Annotated in this window: 12 protein-coding genes and 1 pseudogene; 4 read left to right on the top strand and 9 right to left on the bottom strand. The window is 59.0% G+C overall.

The window, feature by feature from the left end; genetic code table 11:
• Positions 1-4: 4 nt before the first annotated feature.
• Positions 5-898 carry a LysR family transcriptional regulator gene (locus M1D34_RS30670; protein ID WP_498785072.1) on the top strand — a complete coding sequence of 298 codons (894 nt, stop codon included), beginning with the start codon at positions 5-7 and terminating at the stop codon, positions 896-898.
• An 85-nt stretch (positions 899-983) separates the two neighbouring features.
• Here the strand turns inward: M1D34_RS30670 and M1D34_RS30665 are convergent, their stop codons facing one another.
• Positions 984-1,250, bottom strand: a complete 267-nt coding sequence (locus tag M1D34_RS30665) for a hypothetical protein (RefSeq protein ID WP_498785070.1) — start codon at positions 1,248-1,250, stop codon at positions 984-986.
• Positions 1,251-1,390: 140 nt separating this feature from the next.
• Positions 1,391-1,926: pseudogene (locus M1D34_RS30660) on the bottom strand (hypothetical protein).
• Positions 1,927-2,373: 447 nt separating this feature from the next.
• Here M1D34_RS30660 and M1D34_RS30655 point away from each other — a divergent pair.
• Positions 2,374-3,402 (top strand): IS110 family RNA-guided transposase, encoded by a 1,029-nt coding sequence (locus M1D34_RS30655; protein ID WP_498785068.1) that lies wholly within the window; start codon positions 2,374-2,376, stop codon positions 3,400-3,402.
• 694 nt (positions 3,403-4,096) lie between these two features.
• On the opposite strand, the gene M1D34_RS30650 is transcribed toward M1D34_RS30655, so the two are convergent.
• The 7 genes from M1D34_RS30650 to M1D34_RS30620 all read right to left on the bottom strand — a co-directional run bounded on the left by M1D34_RS30650 (position 4,097) and on the right by M1D34_RS30620 (position 12,602).
• Positions 4,097-5,710, bottom strand: a complete 1,614-nt coding sequence (locus M1D34_RS30650; RefSeq protein WP_498785066.1) for a hypothetical protein — start codon at positions 5,708-5,710, stop codon at positions 4,097-4,099.
• Positions 5,711-6,275: 565 nt separating this feature from the next.
• Positions 6,276-7,118 (bottom strand): hypothetical protein, encoded by an 843-nt coding sequence (locus M1D34_RS30645; RefSeq protein ID WP_498785064.1) that lies wholly within the window; start codon positions 7,116-7,118, stop codon positions 6,276-6,278.
• Between the two features lie 260 nt (positions 7,119-7,378).
• Entirely contained in the window at positions 7,379-9,478 is a 2,100-nt protein-coding gene (locus tag M1D34_RS30640; RefSeq protein ID WP_498785062.1) for a type IV secretory system conjugative DNA transfer family protein, read from the bottom strand.
• Positions 9,475-10,500 carry a P-type DNA transfer ATPase VirB11 gene (gene virB11 / locus M1D34_RS30635; RefSeq protein WP_498786208.1) on the bottom strand — a complete coding sequence of 342 codons (1,026 nt, stop codon included), beginning with the start codon at positions 10,498-10,500 and terminating at the stop codon, positions 9,475-9,477. The genes M1D34_RS30640 and virB11 overlap by 4 nt, the downstream gene beginning before the upstream one ends.
• Positions 10,412-10,702 (bottom strand): winged helix-turn-helix domain-containing protein, encoded by a 291-nt coding sequence (locus M1D34_RS30630; protein WP_498785060.1) that lies wholly within the window; start codon positions 10,700-10,702, stop codon positions 10,412-10,414. Before M1D34_RS30630 ends, virB11 begins: the two co-directional genes overlap by 89 nt.
• Before the next feature lie 129 nt (positions 10,703-10,831).
• A complete protein-coding gene (locus M1D34_RS30625) occupies positions 10,832-11,116 on the bottom strand; it encodes a hypothetical protein (protein WP_498785058.1) in 285 nt (94 codons plus the stop codon).
• Between the two features lie 595 nt (positions 11,117-11,711).
• A complete protein-coding gene (locus M1D34_RS30620) occupies positions 11,712-12,602 on the bottom strand; it encodes a LysR family transcriptional regulator (RefSeq protein WP_498785056.1) in 891 nt (296 codons plus the stop codon).
• A gap of 96 nt (positions 12,603-12,698) precedes the next feature.
• Between M1D34_RS30620 and M1D34_RS30615 the strand changes: the two genes are divergently transcribed.
• Together M1D34_RS30615 and M1D34_RS30610 are read left to right on the top strand one after the other, a co-directional pair.
• On the top strand, positions 12,699-13,448 hold the full coding sequence (locus M1D34_RS30615; protein WP_498785054.1) for a sulfite exporter TauE/SafE family protein: 750 nt from the start codon (positions 12,699-12,701) through the stop codon (positions 13,446-13,448).
• 615 nt (positions 13,449-14,063) lie between these two features.
• Positions 14,064-14,432: a twin-arginine translocation signal domain-containing protein gene (locus tag M1D34_RS30610; protein ID WP_498785052.1), complete on the top strand. Its 369-nt coding sequence runs from the start codon at positions 14,064-14,066 to the stop codon at positions 14,430-14,432.
• Positions 14,433-14,451: the final 19 nt, after the last annotated feature.

Raw genomic sequence — 14,451 nt, 5'->3', positions numbered from 1 at the left:
GGGCATGCTGCGGGAGGATGTGAAGGATCTGCTGTGGTTCATCGAAGTGGCGAGGGAGCAGAGCTTCACCAAGGCCGCGGCGACGCTCGGCACCTCTCAGTCGACCCTCAGCCATACGATCAAGCAGTTGGAGGCGCGGCTGGGCGTCCGCCTGCTGACGCGGACGACCCGTAGCGTGGCAACAACGGAGGCTGGCGAACGCCTGCTACAGTCGCTTGCTCCAAGGTTTGAGGGGATCGAGGCAGATCTGGCAGATCTGGTGGCTTTCCGGGAGAAGCCGTCAGGCACTGTGCGCCTTACGCTCTCAGATCACGCCCTACAGACGACGGTCTGGCCTAAGCTCAGCCGTGTCCTGTCCGACAATCCTGACGTCAAGGTTGAGCTCTACAGCGACAACGGAATGCGCAACATCGTCGAGGAGCGTTTCGACGCGGGCGTTCGGCTCGGCGAGAGTGTCGACAAGGACATGATCGCCGTGCGCATAGGCCCTGATTGGCGCCTGCGCGCCGTAGCTTCCCCGGAATATCTCGTCAGGCACGGGATCCCTAGCACGCCGCAGGACCTCGTCAACCATGTCTGCATCAATACGCGGCAGGCAACATGGGGCGGATTCTATGCCTGGGAATTCGATAAGGACGGGCGGGAGCTGCGGGTCCGGGTCGAAGGGCAGCTTAGCTTCAATTCTTCGATCTTCCAGATTGATGCCGCGGTGAAAGGATACGGGATCGCCTACATACCGGAGGATCTTGTAGAAGAACACATCAAGGCGGGAAGGCTGCAGGCTGTCCTCGACGACTGGAGCGCGCCATTCACAGGATATCACCTTTACTATCCCAGCCGACGCCAGATGTCCCTCGCGATGGCGCTGATCGTCGATGCTCTGAGACATCGGAGCTGAGGACAGGCAGCTTGGTTGTCGGAACCTTCATGATGGAAGCACGATCCGGCGCTTCGGCTGCTCTGTCTCGCTGATCAGGTGTAGGCTAAAAGCCGACCGGCAAAGATGATGCCCGTGCCAGGCCCGCGTGGGAGACGGGGAGCAGATAGCGTTCCGCTGTGGTGACGGAAACGAACCGGTGTCCTATCCCCAGTAGGCGGAAGTCGAAGGCGTACGCGGGGCCAACCAGAAGAGCGATCCCGAGGATGTGGATCGCTTCAAGCACCGGATAGAGGTAACGGGCATTACGCACCACGTCGCCGAGCGCTGAACTCTGCAGCGTCATCAGAAAAGAGTTGAGCAAATCAGGCATATCCGTTCACGTCCAATCCGGAGGGTGATGGCGCAGGCGAAGCAATCTACCCACGCCTGCTGAGATGACGACGAGCAGGATCGCCTCGCGATCAACAGTCGAGGCTCGCACTGAGGGTCACGCAAAATCGTCGTAGAAGCCTACTTCGGAAGGGGGGCTCGTACCGGGAGCGTATTGCCCAGCACCTGGTTCACCGGGATACTGTCGTCCCCGTACCAGAACACGACCGGACGAAACAGGCCATCATCTGTCCGATTGATGTAGCCGACGGCTTGAAAGCGTTCACCGATCTTCAGCGCGTGGCCCAGGCCCCACCTGCCCGACCAGGCCGGAGGCGCGATGATGATTTCCAACTCCGAGCAGCATTGACTCGGCTACTGTCCTCGGGATCTTGCAACTCGTCCGGAATCCTTAAATCAGGAGTGTCGGCAGGTAGGCTACTGTCCAGGGTGACGTCGAACTGGGAGTACGGGTTACCCCAGACGCCGTCCGAAGCAACCGTTCCCGAGATATAAATGAGGCGATCGGTCTCGAAGCCAGGCCACCCGTGATGCGCGGCAGCAGGAGATACCGGACCCAGTACGGCTCCAAGCGCCGTCAGGGCGGCAATACCTGACATGGCTAGCTGTCGGAGGCCCCTTATGACGCCAAGCGTATCCACGATCATGCTCTTCATTTGACTCTCCCTTCCTTGCTGCTCGCGCGTTGCCACGACATCGGTGCGAAAGGAGATATCACTGCGCGGCGCGCTCGATTAGCTGCCGCAGATCGCATCTTCTTATTGGAACAGAACATAAATGGGCGGGAACACATGCGAGGGCTGTAATCGGCGTCGGGCGACCTTAGCTGTTACTCGCCCTTTGCTTCCACTCTGTAACATCGTGGAGCAATAGTCCTCGGAGGCAGTATCGCCCTTTAACAATGCCGGACCAGTTGAGAGAAAGTCGATCAGCACCGAATGCCTTTCGGGCGGGCGCGAGGATGGCGTCTATGACCGACATGAAGGCGCAAAAGAGACGTGGCATATAGCAGCATTCGGCCCGAAGCATGCGTAATCGGGCGGTCCCACAAGGGGCAAGCTCCCAGTACAGTCCCGGTGCAACCGAGATGAAGGGAGATGACGATGTTCTATGCTGCGTTGGACGTGTCACTGCGCTCAGTGGCGATCTGCATTATTGACGGAGCCGGGAAAGTCAGACTTGAGCGGTCGGTGCCATCTGACGTGCCTGACCTTGTTCGCTGCCTGAACGAGTTCGGCGAACCAATTCATCAAGTCGGGCTTGAGGCTGGTACGCTCACTCAGCATTTAACGAACGGCTTGACGGAGGCTGGTTTCAATGTCGTGTGCATGGAGGCGCGCCAAGTCAATGCCGCTCTTTCGGCCATGCGGAATAAGACTGACAAGAACGACGCCCGTGGCATAGCCCAACTGCTGCGATCGGGTTGGTACAGCCGGGTGCATGTGAAAAGTGTCGAAAGCCATTACATCCGTGCACTCCTCTCCAGCCGCAAGGTCATGCAAAGGAAATGCATTGATCTTAAAAACGAGATTCGCGGCCTCCTCAAAGTCTTCGGCGTCAAGCTACCGATGCGCCTGCGAGGTGGCGCGTTCGAAACGGCTGTCCGCGGCACAATCGAAGGCGATCCGGCGTTGAGCCACGCGTTACTCCCGCTGCTGGAAGCCAGGCAAATGCTCCTGGAAACCTTCCTTGAACTCGATCGACGAGTCCGAAGTGTCGCGAAGAAAGACGCCGTCACCGCACGGTTTATGAGTGTTCCTGGTGTTGGGTACGTGACGGCATTGAGCTTTAAGGCCGCGGTTGACGACCCCGCTCGCTTCAGAAGTTCGCGTACCGTCGGCGCTCACTTCGGATTGACGCCGCGAAGGTTCCAGTCTGGCGAGAAGGACAACCCTGGTCGCATCTCTCACGCCGGAGACGCCGACGTGCGGGCGACACTCTATGCCGCCGCCAATGCGATGCTCATGCGCTCGATTGTCTGGAATAGCTTGAAGGCTTGGGGCGTGCGGCTGATGAAGACCAAGGGACGCCGACGAGCCATCGTAGCCGTCGCCCGAAAGATTGCCGTCGTCCTGCATCGCATGTGGATTGACGGTACAGAGTTCCGGTTCGGATCGGAGACTGCAGCATGATCTAACACTGCCCTCGAAACCGACCTCGGCCGGATCGTCCCATGCGGACGACGGGATGGATGAAGCCGACTATGACTGCTGCGCGTCGAGCGCGCCCCAAAGCGAGGCTCTCCAGACCCTGATCCCATGCATGCGTGCAGCGGCTCCAAAACGCAAAAGAGTCAGTAGACTGCGAAGAGAAGCGTGACCCGCGTGAACGATCAGGCCAACGACGATCAAAAGAGCTTGACCCAAATGCCCGATTAGAGAAGCGGACATACGCAAAGCCGAGTCATACGGCATGGTTGCCGCCCGCTCGCGATATTGGTTTGCGCCGTATGCGAGGTGCCCGGCCGTAACGCAAACGAAAGAACCCCGGGATTGGCCGGGGTTCTGATTGGGGTGGGGAGGCTGGTTTCCCGGCCCTTCGCGGTGCTCTTTGGCTGCAACGACTTCTGACCACTCCGACGCTTTAGGCGTGCCCCTTCTATCCTAATGGACCCCACAGAACCGCGAGAAGGAATACCCCAGTTTTCACGTATGCGTTCATCTTAAATCCTTTCAAAAAATCCATCACGAGGTCTTTTGCAAGGTCCTGGACGAATGGACACGCCAAAACATCAAAGATTAGGCCAGCCGGCACAACCATCGACGAGCTGAAACTCGGCGCTTGAAATGGTGGGTGCCAAAAACGATTTTCAAGGGACGGGAGGAATTATTGGTCTTTCTCGCCAGCAGACGCGGCCTTGGCCGCCCGCCTGGCAACACCCTTGTCGTACGTGTCCTTCCACCACGGCAGCAAATCACCCGGCTCGAACGGGTATTTCTTCGCCTGCCGCACGTTGGGAACAGCTGCTGTCCTTACCTCGCGAATGCTCCAGCCGTTGAACTGGTTGTCATGCGCCGCCGCTCGGAACGTCTCCAGCAGGTCATCGCCGGTGGATCGGCTCATGACGTTCTCAAGCTCGTGGATAGACACGAACAGCGGGGTACGCTTGTCGGCGGCCGTCATCTCCGGCTCTTTCTGTGCTGCGATCTTCTCAGCTTCAGCAATCATTGCTGTCCGCAGCTCGGCCGAAGTCTGCGTCCATGGCTCCATGGTCAGCACCACAGCCGCCACTTCTTCCGCAAGCGGATGCTGGATGATGCCGCGTCGAACATGGGAGAAGAACCGCCAGAGCTGGAAAACCCCATTGGCGATCTGATCGTATTGGCTCTTGGCGTCGGCTGCCGGGTCATTGGCATACTGCGCCTGAAACGACAGCTTGGTGGCCTTGCACTCAAATACCGCGACGATTTCCCCGTTACGGTGCATCAGCGCGTCGGGCGTCTCGGCGGGATTGTTCTTGTAGGTGTAAGGCTGCGCCGGCTGCGGGTCGAATTCGGGCAAATAAGCCTGGATGGTGTTCCGTGCGTACTTCTCGAACCGGCTCCGTGCCTCGTTCATCGCCCCGGTAGGCGCGTTGATAAGGTCGAAATACAGCCCGACCGTGGAACGCAGCAACAGGAACTCGGGGAAAGGCGCGATGTAGTGGTTGCGCGGCGCTGCCCGGATAATCGGCCGCACGCGAAGATAGCTGGGATGATAGGCGGCCGGAATGGCGTTCCCCGCTGCCAGCTTCTTGTAAAGCTCGAAGGATTCACGGCGAGCGGTCCACAATTCCGCCGACACCATGGCCATCGTCTTTTCCATTGCGCCTTCGGCAAGCTCGACCGGCAGCTTCCCGCTCAAGGGCATGTTCCAAGCTGCTTGTTGAGTCTGGACATAGAGGCAGAAGCAGCAGGCCATGAAATCCTGAATGGTCAAGCCATAGGTCTTCTCGAAGTAATCTGCGCACTGCCCCTGCCCATAGATGAACACGTGGCGGTAAATGTTGGCCACGTTCTCCCATCCGGTCTGCCACGGAAACTGGCGATGCGCGATGCGGTGGAATTCCCGCATGATGGTGTCGCCGGTGAGTTGCTTGCTGTCTTCCTGCTCAACTGCCTTGAGAAGGTTCATCGTGTCGGCAAAATCGCTGAAATCAGCCGTATTGATAGGCCTCTTCATGAAGTCCGGCACGACATCTTTCCGCATGTTGAGCGTCAGCGTGATGATGCTCTCCATCTCCCATTTGTAGGCCATGAACTTGGATTCCATATCCGTGGTTTCGGCCTCGATGGGATGGCGGATGAGTCCCTTCGCCTGGGCGACACGGTTGCTCTGGAGAGCGTGCATGGCCCACACCATTAGCAAGATACGTCGGTCGTCCGTGTCCGACAGGCGGCGCAACAGGACTTCAATCGGTTTCGCCTTGGGATGGTAGGCGTGCATCGGGTTCTTGGGCATGGCCTTCGGTAGGGTTGCCCGGACACGGGAAGCCCACCCGCGCATGATCGGTACCCAAGCCCGATGATAAAATCCGTAATGGGAGGCCGAACGCAGGTAGATGTCCCGAATTTCCGGAAGGACTTTAGTCAGTGGTGCGCTTCCTGTAATGGGACACGCGGTCTTCCGTAACGGTGACGCTGATGACGTGACTCGTTCATGGCAATGTCGTTGTCGACCCGCTCCATAAAGGTTTTAGAGTTGCGAGCCGTCGTGCGGTTCAGGCCGTCCCCGCCGCGGTTCATGACATCGGCGGTAACGACGTAATTGGGTTTCAGTCATGTCTGCTCCTTGATCTCAACGCCTCAAAGTAGCAGAGTCGGCCGGATTCAATCCAGTCGGGATGCAAGCCTTTCCCCAAAGCACTTAGTAGATAAGGTTCCGAAGGAGGCTTGCAGGGGAGGATGAGCGTCTCGTACTGCAGTCGCTAAAGCCCAAGAACCACCGCGCTCGCATCGTTGTCCGCTGTTGGCGCACCAGCGCCAGGGCGGCTGACGGCCGTAACCGGTCATATCGAGTGCTTCACTCACGCGATGCCGTTGAATGCTACCGCATATTGACCAACGCAACCAATTTCCGCATCTAGGTCAAGGCCATTGAACACCCTCCGAGCCGCTGGTTGCCCGTGCTCTATCGGTTCGACAGCGTAGAACAGTTGGAAGCCGTCCGGATAAGCAGCACCTATTGATGTCGCGCCGCCTACCGCCTCATCCAGCGCTTCAGCCACCATCTTATCAATGACGCGTCGTGGAACTCGCTTTCGAATATCGGGCTCGTTTTGAAGGTACTCAGTTTTTGCTCTGAGGAACGCCTTAGTGCCGCTACCTAAGACGAGCCAAGGTTCTCCTTCGGCGTCGGGAATCTCGGGGTAGCTTAGCTCAACCCTGAAATTCCCTGCGTCTTCTCGACCATCAATATACGCGAGTCTGTATATGTTGTTGAAAGGGCACCACCCGAAGAAGGCGGCTTGGAATAGCCCCTCAGCTCCGAACTGACGTCTCTCCATCATAAACCGGCGCGCCAACCTGTGGATCAGTTGCGCTACATCTTCAAAGACAGGCGGATTCCCGCGACCACCTGGACGAACTAGGTTCTGCAGAAGAGTTGAGGCCGTAATAGCTGTCTGCGATGCTGGCAGAGCCGCCCCAGCATATACGAACCCATATTGCGTCCAGTAGTGAGGGTGACGACGTTCCGATGCGATAAGGTCGAGGGGTAAGCCCGGATTGTACGCACTTGTAGAAAGCGGAATCGAATAAATCTTTGCTGCCACCTCGGTTGTAATGTTGTTCCGCTCGCCAGCGACCAATCGTGTGTCAGCGGCACACCACAACAACCCGTCTTCTTTCCAAACTACCGCTATTGTCATTTCAAAGTTTCCTAGTTGCACTGGTAGTAGATCGCCAAAGCTAGGACTGGCAATATATGGGCGCAATCATGGTGAGCCACGAATTTGGATATGGCCGCTTATGGCGCATCTGTGCCGCTGAACTCGACACCTGGATGGACCGCTTCGGGCTCAATCGAGCCATTCCCGGTCATCGTCCCCTACGGCGGCAGAGGTCGATTTGAGCCGTAGCGCCAGCAGGTTCGGATGGCTGCAATGGCTCCGGAAGCGATCTCGGCAAGCTATTCGGCCGCCACACGAACTTCGACGGGATCAGGCACAGTCGCGCTGAAGATGTCCAGGATGTTGCGGCGCTTGGTCGGAGACTTGTCGCCAAGCTTCTCAGCCTTCATCTCGACCACTTCCTTGAGCTGCGCGGCCTTTGGTTTGAGGCCCTCCTCGATCGCCTTTATCCGGGCTTCCATTGCATCGAGGCTTGCAGATGCTTCCGCACCACCAGCGTTTGCAGCATTCGCCTTAGGCTTCGGGCGCAGCGCCTTTTTATTGACGGTGCGTTTGGCAGATGCTGCAGCTTTCTCGTCTGCCGCAGGTTCCGCCTTGACCGGATTCGCCTGCGCCGCGGCGGCCGTCAAAGGCTTCTCCTCTTTCGCTGGCGCCGGCGAGGGGATTTCGACGGAAGGATCTCCCCCCTTGGTATATTCTGGAGTTGTCGCCGGCACGGGCTTCGGTGCCAGATAATCGACTTCCGGCACCTGCGGAGTGTTGGCCTGAGAAAATGCCTCGGCTGATTTGAAGGGCTGTGTTTGGAAGAAGCGAAGCTTTTCACCGAAGATCGGCCGTTGTCCTTCGATTAGCAGGATCATCTTGTTCTCCGGCATTTGCCGGACCTCCTGCGGCATCATCAGATCGCGTTCGCGAATCTGCTCCACCTTCGTGCGGCGAGGCAGGCCCATCAATTCGATCGTGCGGGATTCCGACTGGTAACGGATGGTGCGCTTTCCGAGCGCGCGCGATGCATACTCGGCTGTGGCCTGGTCGTTGGCGCCGAGGACGAGCTGATAGCCACAATTGCCGAGCAGGGAATGCCGGGAGGTTTCGCCGTAGATCTCGTCGAGGTTCTTCAGATCCTGGATGATGAAGGCGAGCTTGATGTTATAACCAGCCACATAGGGCAGCTTGGTCATGATCTCGTCCATCCGCTTCAACTGCCGGAACTCATCGAGCAGGAAGTAGACGGGGAGGGAATTTGGATCGTGCTCGAGTGTGAGGATATCCATTACCTGCTGCACGAACAGGGTGAGGAGAGGGCGCAGCAGGGTGATGTCGGTGATGTTCGGCGCCAGGTAGATCGAGATCGGCCGGCGCTTCATTGCGCGAAGATCCATGTCGGTGACATTGGTCGCTGCAACGATCCGCTCATTTTTGAAAGGCCGCATCGCCTTTTGAATGTCCAAGAGAGCAGACGCGGCGGCGCGTTCCGATAGGGCAATATAGGAATTGAAGCTCTCGACTGTGAACTTCGAAAGGTAGGGCTCTTTTTCCTTGATGTATTTCATGAGCGCCTGGAGATCGATGCCGCTGTTAAAAAAGGAATTGACCTCGGCGAGGTTGCGCCGGTCTTTGTAGAAGGGGCTTTCCGTGATGTAGCTGATCGCGCCGGCAAGGACCTGTTGCGCGGTCGCTTGCCAGACGGAATTTTCTGATCCCGTGTTCTCGGGCACAAGAATGCTGGCGATGTTTTGAATGTCGGTCGTGCGATTGCCGCGCTCCGGCCGGATAAAGTCCAGCGGGTTATAGCTGTTGGTCTTTTCGGAGCCGGGCGCGAATAGGAAGACTTGGCTGCCGTTCTGCCGGCGATAACCCGCCGTCGCCTTGAACACTTCTCCCTTGAGGTCGGTGACGATCATCGAGCCTTCGTGCATCAGCGCATTGGGGATCACATAGCCCGCGCCTTTACCCGAGCGCGTCGGGCCAATGATCAGATGATGCCGGTCGTCCTTGGTGCGGAGTATGTTCCGCCCGACCCGACCGAAGATATGGCCCTGTTTGCGGAACCACTTCCCGCGTCGTAGCGAAGCCATGTCCTGAAAGGCGGCATCCCCCAATGGGCTGCTCGTCGGTTTCAGTCCGATGTAGGCGACAAGGCCCGCCACCAGCAGCGCCGGCACTATCGACCCAAGCGCGACCTTCTGCAGGGCTGGGCTCGTTTTGTAATGCCAGAACTGTTGAATCGGAGCGAAGGGATTGCTCGTGATCGTCGTTTCGAGGATCCGACCGTCCTTGTAGAAGAACTGAAGCCCCAGGCCGTACCCGAGCATCCAGACAACGAACGCTATCCCGACGCAAAAGAGCAGGTATAAAGCCTGGAGCTGCTTCGTCATGACTCATCCCGGGCGAAGAAGATCTCAGAGACCCCCCGCTTGCCGCCTTCACGGCGGAGCTGGATGACGATCGGGATGACCATCTGAATATACGACATCAGATCCTGCTTCGAAAAACCCGCCGACATGCCGGCTTGCTGCATCATCATGGCTAGCTGTTCATAAGCGCCCATCGGCGTGTCGGCGTGAACCGTCGACATGCTGCCGGGATGGCCGGTGTTGATTGCCCGGAGGAAGGAAAAAGCCTCTGCGCCTCGAATTTCGCCGACGAACAGACGGTCCGGCCGCATGCGCAGCGATGACTCGAGCAGGCTTTGAATTGTCACGTCCGCTGTGCCCTGGTCGCCCTTCGACGCAATCAGATGAACGGCATTTGCTTGCGGTGGGAAGAGCTCTCGCGTGTCCTCGAGCGTGATGATCCGCTCATGCGGATCGACGCTCTTCAGGCAGGCATTGAGGAAGGTCGTTTTGCCGGAGGAAGTGCCGCCACTGATCAGGATAGAGACCCGCTTGGTGATGGCGGTATGGATGAAATCGAAAATCCGATTTCCGCGCAGATGCCCTATCAGTTCGCGATCAATGTCGCTGAGTCCGCCGACGGCCACAGAGACCTTATCGAGCGAACCGTTGTCGCGATACTCCTGGAGCGTAAAGTTATTGACCACCTGCTTGCGGATCGAGATCGAGCCGCCTTCGGGTGCCGCCGGCGGCAAGACGATCTGGATACGCTCGCCGGTCGGAAGCGCGGCGCTGAGGATCGGCTTCGAGCGGCTGATAAACTGGTTCGTCGCAGCCGCAACACGCTCGCCGATGTTCTGGATTTCATCACCCGTCAGGGCGTCGATTCGATGATGCTCCATGTAATCGGCGCCAAACCGTTCCACATAGACATGGCCCGGTTTGTTGACGGCGATTTCCACCACCCTCGGATCGTCAAGAAACTCCCTGATCGGTTCGAGCGCGCGGTTGAATGGTCGGCTTTTCCGACGGATGCGCCGGAAGCCGGCTGCGGCTCTGGACATTTTCTGCGTCCAGGATGTAGCCGCGGCGCGGCACGGTGCGGATAAAGCCTTCTGCTGCACTGCCTAGCGCCACGCGGATGTCCTTCAGACACTGGCTAAGGGAATCGTCCGTCACGATGGTCTTTGGCCAGACCGCGGCGATCAGTTCCTCTTTGTCGACGACCCGGCCCGGGTTTTCGAGGAGATAGATCAGCAGCGCCATGGATTTGGGCCTCAATGCCACTTCGTGCTGGCCACGCTGAAGCCGACCGCGACCGAGATCGAGGCTGTGGCCTACAAATTCGTAAATGCGCTCAGGTCTCATCTGCCCCCCGATACCGCAGAATACATTTCAGTCGCCAAGACGGAAATAGTCAAACACGGGCATGCATTCCGGAGGAAAGCTTCTATCGAACAGGTCCCACTTGACGCGGCGCAGCTTGCGGGAAACGCCGATATCGCTAAGCTGTTCTTCGCTGAACAGGGAAAAGGCTTCGAGGGCCCGCGCATCAGTAATACGGGCAGAAGGATTGTCGCAACTTGCGGGCTGCTCCGCGCCCCTGTGCCGGATCAGCCGGAATGCGCCTCGCAGAACGGTCATCGGGGTTATCGCGTCAGCAATGCGGATATAGGCCATGGCTCGCTCCATTCGTTCCGAATGGGTCCAGGTTCCCATGCATCAGTCATGGAAGTCCGGAAAGTTCGCAGAAATTTGGCTGAATTCCATCCGAAGGTAGGCCCGGAAGGCAGGGCCCGGTTATGGCCGTTGGCTTAAAGTGAAAAAACTCCGAGTTTTGCTCGAAATTTTTGCCGCCTTTTGCGCGTCTAAAAACTCAGGAATTGCGCGACGGCATCAATTTCTTTGTAGGGCGAGATGCGCGCCGAGCCCACAAGGATAGTACCACCGGCTCGCTGAACCAGCTCTTGCGCCATGCTGCATTCGTTGAACCGCGCCATAATCAGCCCTGCGAATGAACTGACATTTCGTCGCGAGAGTTCCATTGGTTGTGAACCATTTGAAAATACTCGCATCATAAGGCCCACGCCAGACCATGATGGTCGAAAGCGAGGATTTTGCACAATTTCGAAGTTGGACTGACGCTGGTGCATGGATTGGGCGTTATGGCGTTGTCGTTCGGCACCATCCAAAGGCTGCCCGCGCCGGCGACACCTCCGCCGTCGTCCGACTCTACCGCCTCGGCCGAGCGCTCGCAGCTTCACTTATTCAGAGACTAACCACCCTCTCCGCTTTCAAGATGCTCGAGGAGGCTTTGGGCAAGCGGCGTCAGTGCCGTATCGCTGCGGGCGCAGAGTGACAAGCGACGCACCGCCCAATCCTCCGCCAAGCCTTTGACGCAGATCGGCATTGATTTCCGGCAGCGGCGTGCGGCAGTCTCGGGCACGACGCCGACCCCGACACCGGCGCTCGCCATCCGGCAGATATCGTCGAACCCGCGCAGCCGGATGCGCGGCCTGAACCGCAGACCGATGCGCGCCGCCTGCGCCTCTAGGTGATCCTGCAAGGCGCCTTCAGTCAGCCCGATAAATGGGTGATCGCTCAGATCGGCAAGCCGCACCGGTCGCATGGCCGCAATGGCATGGTCGCGTGCCGCCACTACGACAAGTCGGTCCGTTGCGACGGGCCGTAGCGACAGGCCAGACGTTTCGACCGAATCCGACAGCACGCCGATCTCAGCAAGGCCGAGGGCGATACTGCGGGCGATGTCGGCGCTTTGGCGTTCCTTAATCACTATATCGGCTTGTGGATGCGCGGCCAGCCAGGGCGCGAGCCGCGCGGGCAGGAATTCGGCCATGGCCGCCGTATTGGCCAGAAGGCGGACGGTGCCGCGCAACGTTTTCGCGAGCTGTCCTACCTCACCGTGCATCCGAGCCAGTTGGGTGAGGATCAGCCGCGCATGGTGCAGCAGCGTCTCGCCGGCTCCCGTCAGTGTCACGCCGCGCCGGCCGCGGTCCAACAGCTTCACACCGGCCGAGGTTTCCATCTCGCGTAAGCGTTCGCTCGCGGCAGGTAGCGACAGACCGGCCTCGGCCGCGCCATGGGTGATGCTGCCGGCCTCGGCCACGACAAGGAACAGGCGCAGGTCGGTCAAATCGAAACGCATGCCGGCAGAATAACCGGAGGCAAGGCTTCGGTCCAGCCGAAGGCTGACTGCGGTACTTCCGCATTGTCTGCGGCGCGCCAGAAGGTATGACGGGGCATGACCGATCTGTCCATGCCCGTCCTGCTCGCGGCCGCCGCAACCTTCTTCGCCGCCGGCGTCGTCAAGGGCGTGACCGGCATGGGCTTGCCGACCGTGGCGATGGCGGTGCTTGGCGCACTGGTCTCGCCCTTGGCGGCGGCCGGCCTGCTGATCGTCCCGTCCTTCGTTACCAATATCTGGCAACTTCTGGCCGGACCCGCCTTCGGTCCGCTCGTCCGCAGACTCTGGCCGATGATGCTGGCGATCTGCGCGGGCACGACGCTGGGTGTCACATGGCTGACCAGCGGTGAGACCGAGGCGACCACCACCGCCCTCGGCGCCGCGCTCGTCACTTACGCCGGCTATTCATTGCTAGGGTCACAGATTCGCGTGCCCGCCCACTGGGAGCCATGGCTTTCACCGCTGATCGGCGCGGTGACTGGTGTCGTGACGGGCGGCACAGGGGTACTCGTCATACCGGCCGTTCCCTACTTGCAGGCACTCAGCCTTCCGCGGGACGACCTGGTGCAGGCGCTCGGGTTATCCTTCGCTGTATCGACCGTGGCCCTCGCCGCGGCGCTTGGCGCACATGGCGCTTTCGAGCTGCAGGGACTGGCGCTCTCGGGACTGGCTCTTGGCCCTGCGCTCGCAGGCATGTGGGTTGGCCAGGCGCTGCGCGGGCGGATCAGCCCGGTTCCCTTTCGACGCCTGTTCTTTATCTGCTTGCTCCTGCTCGGAGCGGAAATGTCACTGGGGCCGCTGGGGTGAAGGGACTCGATCTGCGGTTCGGCCGCACTGTGGGTCCAGCACAAACCGAAATGGCACCATGAACGCTTGTCTGTTTGGCCAAAGATATGGTCGTCCCGAGAGGAACGATCGACCTCCAGTCTGGAGAGCGATCAGAAGACGAGCATCATCGCGACCCGACGAAGTGGGTCGAGACCCTTAGCCTTTTCCGCCGAAAGGATGGCGCTCAGGCGCTCCGGACATGCATCTCCCTCCACGATATGGAATCCGAGCGACGTGCAGAACGGGGCGTTGAAGGGGGCGAAGCGATCGGTCGTAAGAGTTCCACCCTTGAGTTTTCTTGCGCGAGGAACTGCGCCGACGGCGCTCACACTACCAATTATTGCTTACTGGTCATAGTACAACTTTGATGTTTGAATTGGAGGTCGATCACCAGACCTGAAGTCTTTGAAGAGCGGGATCGAGGAGCAGCCCCCCTCAGAGACTGTAGACTCCAGTTCCACCAGATCGACTGGGTTCTGAATTGAAAACTCGCAGGGTCGTCGAGGAGATTGACGACCATCAGATGTATGATTGCTCACTCGACGGGTGCTTGCAGGCGCTGGCGCATCACAAATCCGGTTTGGGAGGCATCACATGAGCAAAGCGGACGAGACGAGACCCCAGGCTGCCGGAACCAAAGGTGATCTCTCTCGCCGCGAGTTCATGGCGGGAGCAACCGCCTTGGGAGGGGGGCTCGTAGCTTCTTCTGCGGTACCATCATTCGCCCAACAGGCGGCAGGTGACCAGCACCCCTGTCGGATCGTTCCACCAGCTCAGACGCCGATCCGGATGCGAGCTGACAAGGCAAGCGAGCTCAGAAGAGATCGCGCGAGCGCTACCCGTCTACTAAACGCCCAACTCCCCGATGGTGGAGGAGCGGGGGAGGCGCTCTGCAACGAAGACGAGGAGGAGTTCTGGAGCGAGGGAACTCCTGGTTCGTGGGTAGTTTTACAAAAGGGCTAAGCCACGATCCCGAAACGGG

The sequence above is a fragment of the Ensifer sp. D2-11 genome, assembly GCF_054161295.1.
The sequence above is the reverse complement of the archived record's forward strand: the minus strand, read 5'-3'. Positions and strand labels throughout refer to the sequence as shown.